Source organism: Moritella sp., assembly GCF_033791185.1.
Taxonomy (GTDB): Bacteria; Pseudomonadota; Gammaproteobacteria; order Enterobacterales; family Moritellaceae; genus Moritella.
Window position 1 is genome coordinate 1 of record NZ_JASJHF010000066.1, and the last position, 6294, is coordinate 6294.

General features: G+C 41.9%; 6 protein-coding genes. All 6 read left to right on the forward strand.

What is annotated here, in order from left to right; translation table 11 throughout:
• On the forward strand, positions 1-876 hold an 876-nt coding region (locus QNK26_RS03915; RefSeq protein ID WP_319220956.1), incomplete at its 5' end, for a flagellar motor protein MotB.
• 395 nt (positions 877-1271) lie between these two features.
• Positions 1272-2903 carry an ABC transporter substrate-binding protein gene (locus QNK26_RS03920; RefSeq protein ID WP_319220957.1) on the forward strand — a complete coding sequence of 544 codons (1632 nt, stop codon included), beginning with the start codon at positions 1272-1274 and terminating at the stop codon, positions 2901-2903.
• Between the two features lie 112 nt (positions 2904-3015).
• Positions 3016-3936 carry an oligopeptide ABC transporter permease OppB gene (gene oppB, locus QNK26_RS03925; protein ID WP_319220958.1) on the forward strand — a complete coding sequence of 307 codons (921 nt, stop codon included), beginning with the start codon at positions 3016-3018 and terminating at the stop codon, positions 3934-3936.
• 10 nt (positions 3937-3946) lie between these two features.
• Positions 3947-4849, forward strand: a complete 903-nt coding sequence (gene oppC / locus QNK26_RS03930; protein WP_319220959.1) for an oligopeptide ABC transporter permease OppC — start codon at positions 3947-3949, stop codon at positions 4847-4849.
• Between the two features lie 187 nt (positions 4850-5036).
• Positions 5037-6002, forward strand: coding sequence for an ABC transporter ATP-binding protein (locus QNK26_RS03935; RefSeq protein ID WP_319220960.1), 966 nt, complete (start codon positions 5037-5039; stop codon positions 6000-6002).
• On the forward strand, positions 5996-6294 hold a 299-nt coding region (locus QNK26_RS03940), incomplete at its 3' end, for an ATP-binding cassette domain-containing protein (RefSeq protein ID WP_413816347.1). The genes QNK26_RS03935 and QNK26_RS03940, both read left to right, overlap by 7 nt.

Below are 6294 nucleotides of genomic sequence, written 5' to 3' on the forward strand. Positions count from 1 at the left end.
CCTGCCTGGATGGGCACATTTGCCGATTTAATGAGCCTGTTAATGTGCTTTTTTGTATTGCTGCTGTCATTTTCTGAAATGGACGTAGTGAAATTTAAGCAGATTGCCGGGTCGATGCAGTTTGCGTTTGGTGTGCAGAATCAGATCGATGTAAAGAACATACCCAAAGGTACGACCGTGATTGCCCAGGAATTTCGACCCGGGCGACCTGATCCTACGCCTATTGAAACGATTATGCAGCACACCATTGATAACAGCGAGGCTGAACTGGATTTCCAAGATGGTGAAGATCAAAATGCTGGTGGTAAGAATAAACTCGAAGAAGACAGTAATGGTGGTAAGTCACCCGCAACATCAACACGTGATAATACCCCCACAGAGAAAGTCGAAGTGACGGAAGATATTAGTGAGTTAGTTAAAGCATTAGCGGAAGCACTCAAAGAAGAGATCGACAGTGGTGGTGTTGAAGTCGAAAATTTAGGTCAGCAAATTATTATCCGAGTTAATGAAAAAGGCTCATTCCCAGCGGGCTCCGCTTTTTTACAACCACGCTTTCGTCCTGTGATCCAAAAAGTGGCGCAACTGCTAGCAACGATACCGGGTATGATCACCATTGCTGGGCATACAGGGAAAGAACAATTACATTCTGAGCTCTACCGCTCTAAATGGGATCTGTCTAGCCAACGTGCGGTTTCTGTTGCCCATGAGATGCTCAAAGTTGAAGAATTTAGTGAGAACCGCCTGATTGTACAGGGTATGGCTGATACCCAGCCTATCACTGATGAAATCAATGAGTTACGCCGTAATCGCCGTGTTGAAATTAGTATCATGCAAGGTAAAGCGAAACTATCAGAACCGTTAGACATAGTTAAATAAATAGTTAAATAAATCGTTAAGGAATTCAGCTTAGCTAAACGAACAAGGCTCACCAGCGTGAATAACAACATGCAGTGAGCCTTTTTTTTAGCCTTTGATTCCAGTACTAGCGATCAGCTATAAGTATTAATACTGCGGGGTTATTGAGTTATATTTCAGACAGGGGGAATTAAGTATATTGGCTTCACATTTAGATACTTAATCTTAACAATTGTCATATTGTAGGTATTAACGGTTGTCGATTGATGATAGTTTGGAATATATAGCAATTAAATGAATTAATTGGTATTGTAAATACTACTCCTTTAGAGATGCTTGATATTTCAATTCAACAAAAATTGAAATATGAAACAAATTTAAAGGTCATGGATGTAATTGTCGTACTGGAGTTGTACATGTTAAAAAATAAAATCACCCAATCATTACTATTAGGCGCAGGTCTTGCGTTTGCCGCTACTTCATTAACGGCCACTGCTGCTGAAGTTCCAGCCGGTGTTAAGCTTGCTAAAACCCAAGAAATCGTGCGTGGTAATGGCACCGAGGTGGCGTCACTTGACCCGCATAAAACTGAAGGTGTACCTGAATCACACGTTATCCGTGATTTAATGGAAGGCTTAGTAAACCAAGATGCCAACGGTAAAACGATTCCCGGTGTCGCTGAAAGCTGGGAAACGGCGGATAATAAAACCTTCATTTTCAACCTACGTAAAGATGCTAAATGGTCTAACGGCGACCCCGTTACCGCGCATGATTTCGAATACAGCTTTAAACGCGTTGTGGATCCTGCGACGGCCGCACCTTATGCATGGTATATGGAAATGACTACCATGATTAATGCGTCAGACATTATCGCGGGTAAGAAAGATAAAGATTCCTTGGGTATTAAAGCCATTGATGATTACACCCTTGAAATTAAATTAGAAAGTGCAGTACCGTACTTCGTAATGATGATGGGTCACACAACAGTAAAACCTGTTCACCAAGCCACTGTAGAAAAATTTGGCGATAAGTGGACGCGTCCAGATAACTTTGTTGGTAACGGTGCTTACACTGTTGATCAATGGGTTGTAAATGAACGTATTAGCCTCACGCGTAATGAAAAATATTGGGATGATTCAAAAACCGTTATTAATAAAGTAACTTTCCTACCGATTGAAAACCAAGTCGCAGAAATGAACCGCTTCTTGTCAGGCGAAATTGATATTACTTATGAACTACCAAACGAACATTTCCGTCGTTTGCAAAAAGAGCATAAAGAAGACGTATCAATCACGGGTAACTTGTGTACTTATTACTATGCCTTTAATACTGAAAAAGCCCCGTTTAATGATGTACGAGTACGTCAAGCGCTATCATATGCTATCGATCGCGACATCATTACCAAAGCATTATTAGGCCAAGGTCAAAAAAATGCCTATGCTTTCACGCCTGAAATCATTTCTGGTTTCACTCCAGAATTACCTGATTATGCCAAATTAACGCAAAAGCAGCGTATTGAAAAAGCCAAATCACTATTAGCTGAAGCGGGTTTTGATAAGTCAAAGCCACTGTCGTTCAACTTGTTATATAATACCAGTGAGAACCACAAGAAAAATGCCATTGCGATCACCTCAATGTGGAAAAAATCATTGGGTATTGACGTGACGTTAGAAAACCAAGAGTGGAAATCATTCTTAGACAGCAAGCGTCAAGGTAACTTTGATGTGACACGTGCCGGTTGGTGTGGTGATTACAACGAACCCTCAACGTTCCTATCATTAATGCAAAGCACAAACTCTTCAAATGACGCGCACTATAAGAGCAAGTCATATGATGAACTTATGCAACAAGCTCTCGCGACAACCAGTGATGCTGCACGTAACGATATCTACCTAAAAGCAGAAACGCTACTGGCAAAAGACATGCCTATCGCACCTATTTATCAATATGTTAAAGCACGTTTGTTAAGCCCTCAAGTCGGCGGCTACCCAACAAACAATGCCGAAGAGCAAATCTTCACCAAAGATCTTTATATCATTGCAGATTAATTTTAGCGTCACGATATAGTTTTTCTTCATATTGAATTGATTAATGCCAGTGTTCACCCTGAGCACTGGCATTGGTCTTACACTTTTATTGGTGTAAATAAGGTATTAATTTATGTTTAAATTTATTATCAAGCGTATCTTCGAATCGATCCCAACCATGTTGGTGCTGATCACGCTGTCATTCTTTCTTATGCGTTTTGCTCCGGGTAACCCGTTTTCGAGTGAGCGTGCTTTACCACCACAAGTGATGGCGAACATTAATGCTAAGTATGGTTTAGATAAACCGGTACTTGAGCAATACATGACTTATTTAACTAATATCATCCAAGGTGATTTAGGGCCTTCATTTAAATATAAAGATTTTACGGTAAATGAATTGGTGGGAGCGGCATTACCAGTATCCGCTAAGATTGGTTTTTTTGCTTTTGTATTAACGCTTATCCTCGGTGTTTTTATTGGCACCATGGCGGCAATGCGGCAGAACACCTGGTTTGATTACACCATTATGTCTACCGCAATGCTCGGGGTGGTGATGCCTTCATTTGTACTCGCGCCGGCACTTATTTACCTATTCTCTATTAATTTAGGCTGGTTACCGGCTGGTGGTTGGAACGGCGGTACGTGGGTGTACATGATCCTGCCTGTTGTCGCTATGTCATTACTGTATGTCGCGACATTTGCGCGTATCACTCGTGGCAGTATGATTGAAGTGATGAACAGTAACTTTATCCGCACGGCACGTTCGAAAGGACTGAGCTATCCACGTATTGTCATTAAACATGCGTTAAAACCAGCGATGTTACCCGTTGTTTCATACATGGGGCCTGCATTCGTGGGAATTATTACCGGTTCAGTGGTGATTGAAACCATCTTTGGTTTACCGGGTATTGGTAAGTTGTTTGTTAACGCGGCGTTTAACCGTGATTACTCCTTAGTGATGGGTATTACCATTTTAATTGGTTTCTTATTCATCTTATTTAATGCAATCGTTGATATTTTACTTGCTTATATCGACCCGAAAATTCGCTACTAAGGGACTAGTTATGTTATCTAAAACAGAGAAAGTAGAAGCGCTAAACAACTTCTCGACCAGTTTAGAAATTGAAGGTCGCAGTTTATGGCAAGACGCCCGCATTCGTTTTATGCGTAACAAAGCGGCAATGGTGAGTTTATGTATTTTATTTTTAATCACCTTGTCGGTTATTTTTGTGCCGATGCTCAGTCAGCATGCTTTTGATGATACCGATTGGTATGCATTGCACCAAGGACCGTCTGCCGAACATTGGTTTGGTACTGATAGTTTAGGCCGTGATTTATTTGTACGTACCTTTATTGGTGGCCGTATTTCGATGATGGTCGGGGTGATGGGCGCACTTGTTGCTGTGCTTATCGGTACACTATATGGCGCGGCATCGGGCTTTATCGGTGGTAAAACAGACCGCGTGATGATGCGTATCCTTGAGATCCTTTACGCCATTCCATTCATGTTCTTAGTGATTGTATTAGTGACCTTCTTTGGTCGTGACATTATCTTAATCTTTGTGGCGATTGGTGCGATTGCTTGGTTAGACATGGCGCGTATTGTCCGCGGTCAGACGCTCAGTTTACGTAGTAAAGAGTTTATCGAAGCGGCGCATGTATGTGGTGTGAGTCGATGGGGCATCATTACCCGTCATATCGTGCCAAACGTATTGGGTATTGTCGCTGTGTATTCAACGCTGTTGATCCCAAGCATGATCTTAACGGAGTCATTCTTAAGTTTTCTTGGTCTTGGTGTACAAGAGCCAATGACAAGTTGGGGGGCCTTATTGCAAGAAGGTGCACAAACAATGGAAATTGCAATTTGGCAATTAGCCTTCCCAGCGATATTTATGGTGTTAACGCTATTTTGCTTTAACTATGTCGGTGATGGTCTCCGTGACGCGCTGGATCCAAAGGACAGATAGCGGGCAACCAAATAGCTTAACTTAACAATGCAGAGTTCGCTGTAAACCCATCTAGGGGGCTTGTTGTTAGCATCGATGCTAACAACAGCTAGCTTAAGTTAAGTTATTCTCGGGTTGAAAGATATTATCGTTCAGATAGTTGGATCTAGAGTTAGAGCTAGAATTAGAACAAGATTAAGGATGTCACATGAGTTTATTAGATGTAACCGACCTACGCGTTGAATTTACGACCCAAGACGGTAATGTAACGGCGGTTAATGATTTAAATTTTTCCCTCAATCCCGGTGAAACATTGGGTATTGTCGGCGAGTCTGGTTCGGGTAAATCACAGACGGTATTTGCGATCATGGGATTGCTGGCAAAAAACGGTATTATTTCTGGGAGTGCTAAGTTTGAAGGTAAAGAGATTTTAAATTTACCAGAGAAAGAACTTAACCACGTTCGTGCAGAACAAATTGCTATGATCTTCCAAGACCCTATGACCTCACTAAATCCTTATATGAAGGTGAGTGAGCAAATGATGGAGGTACTGATCTTACATAAAGGCATGAGCCGTAAGGAAGCTTTTGAAGAATCTGTGTTTATGCTGGAAGCGGTAAAGATCCCAGAAGCACGTGCGCGTATCAATATGTACCCACATGAATTCTCTGGTGGTATGCGTCAGCGTGTAATGATTGCTATGGCGTTATTATGCCGCCCTAAACTACTCATTGCTGATGAACCAACTACCGCATTAGATGTAACGATTCAAGCGCAGATCATGCAGCTATTGAATGAATTGAAAGAAAAATTTAACACTGCCATTATTATGATCACCCATGATTTAGGCGTGGTTGCGGGCAGCTGTGACAAGGTATTAGTGATGTACGCTGGCCGTACTATGGAGTACGGCAAGGTTAATGACATCTTCTATACCCCGAGTCATCCTTATACCGAAGGACTGCTTAAGTCTATTCCGCGTTTAGATACCGAAGGTGAGATTTTACCGACTATTCCGGGCAATCCACCTAACTTGTTATCATTGCCAAAAGGTTGTGCATATCAAGACCGTTGTCATCGCGCACAAGAAAACTGCCAACAGCAACAACCACAATTAATCCCGTTTGCTGGCGACCGTTTACGAGCCTGCTTCTCAGACCAGGAGACATGGTAATGACTGTTATTGAAAAGCAAAAAGTAGCAACAAAGCAAGAACAAGTGGCTGTACAAGCTGTAAACAAAGAACTGTTATTGGAAGTTAACAACCTTAAAGTACAGTTTGATATTCCGTCAAAGTCATTATGGCCTTGGGCACTGCCGAGCAAACTAAAAGCAGTTGATGGCGTGAGTATCAAATTATACGAAGGCGAAACGCTGGGTGTAGTAGGGGAATCAGGTTGTGGTAAATCAACCTTTGCTCGTGCACTTATTGGCTTAGTGCCAGCTGCTGCCGGTAATGTGGTGTG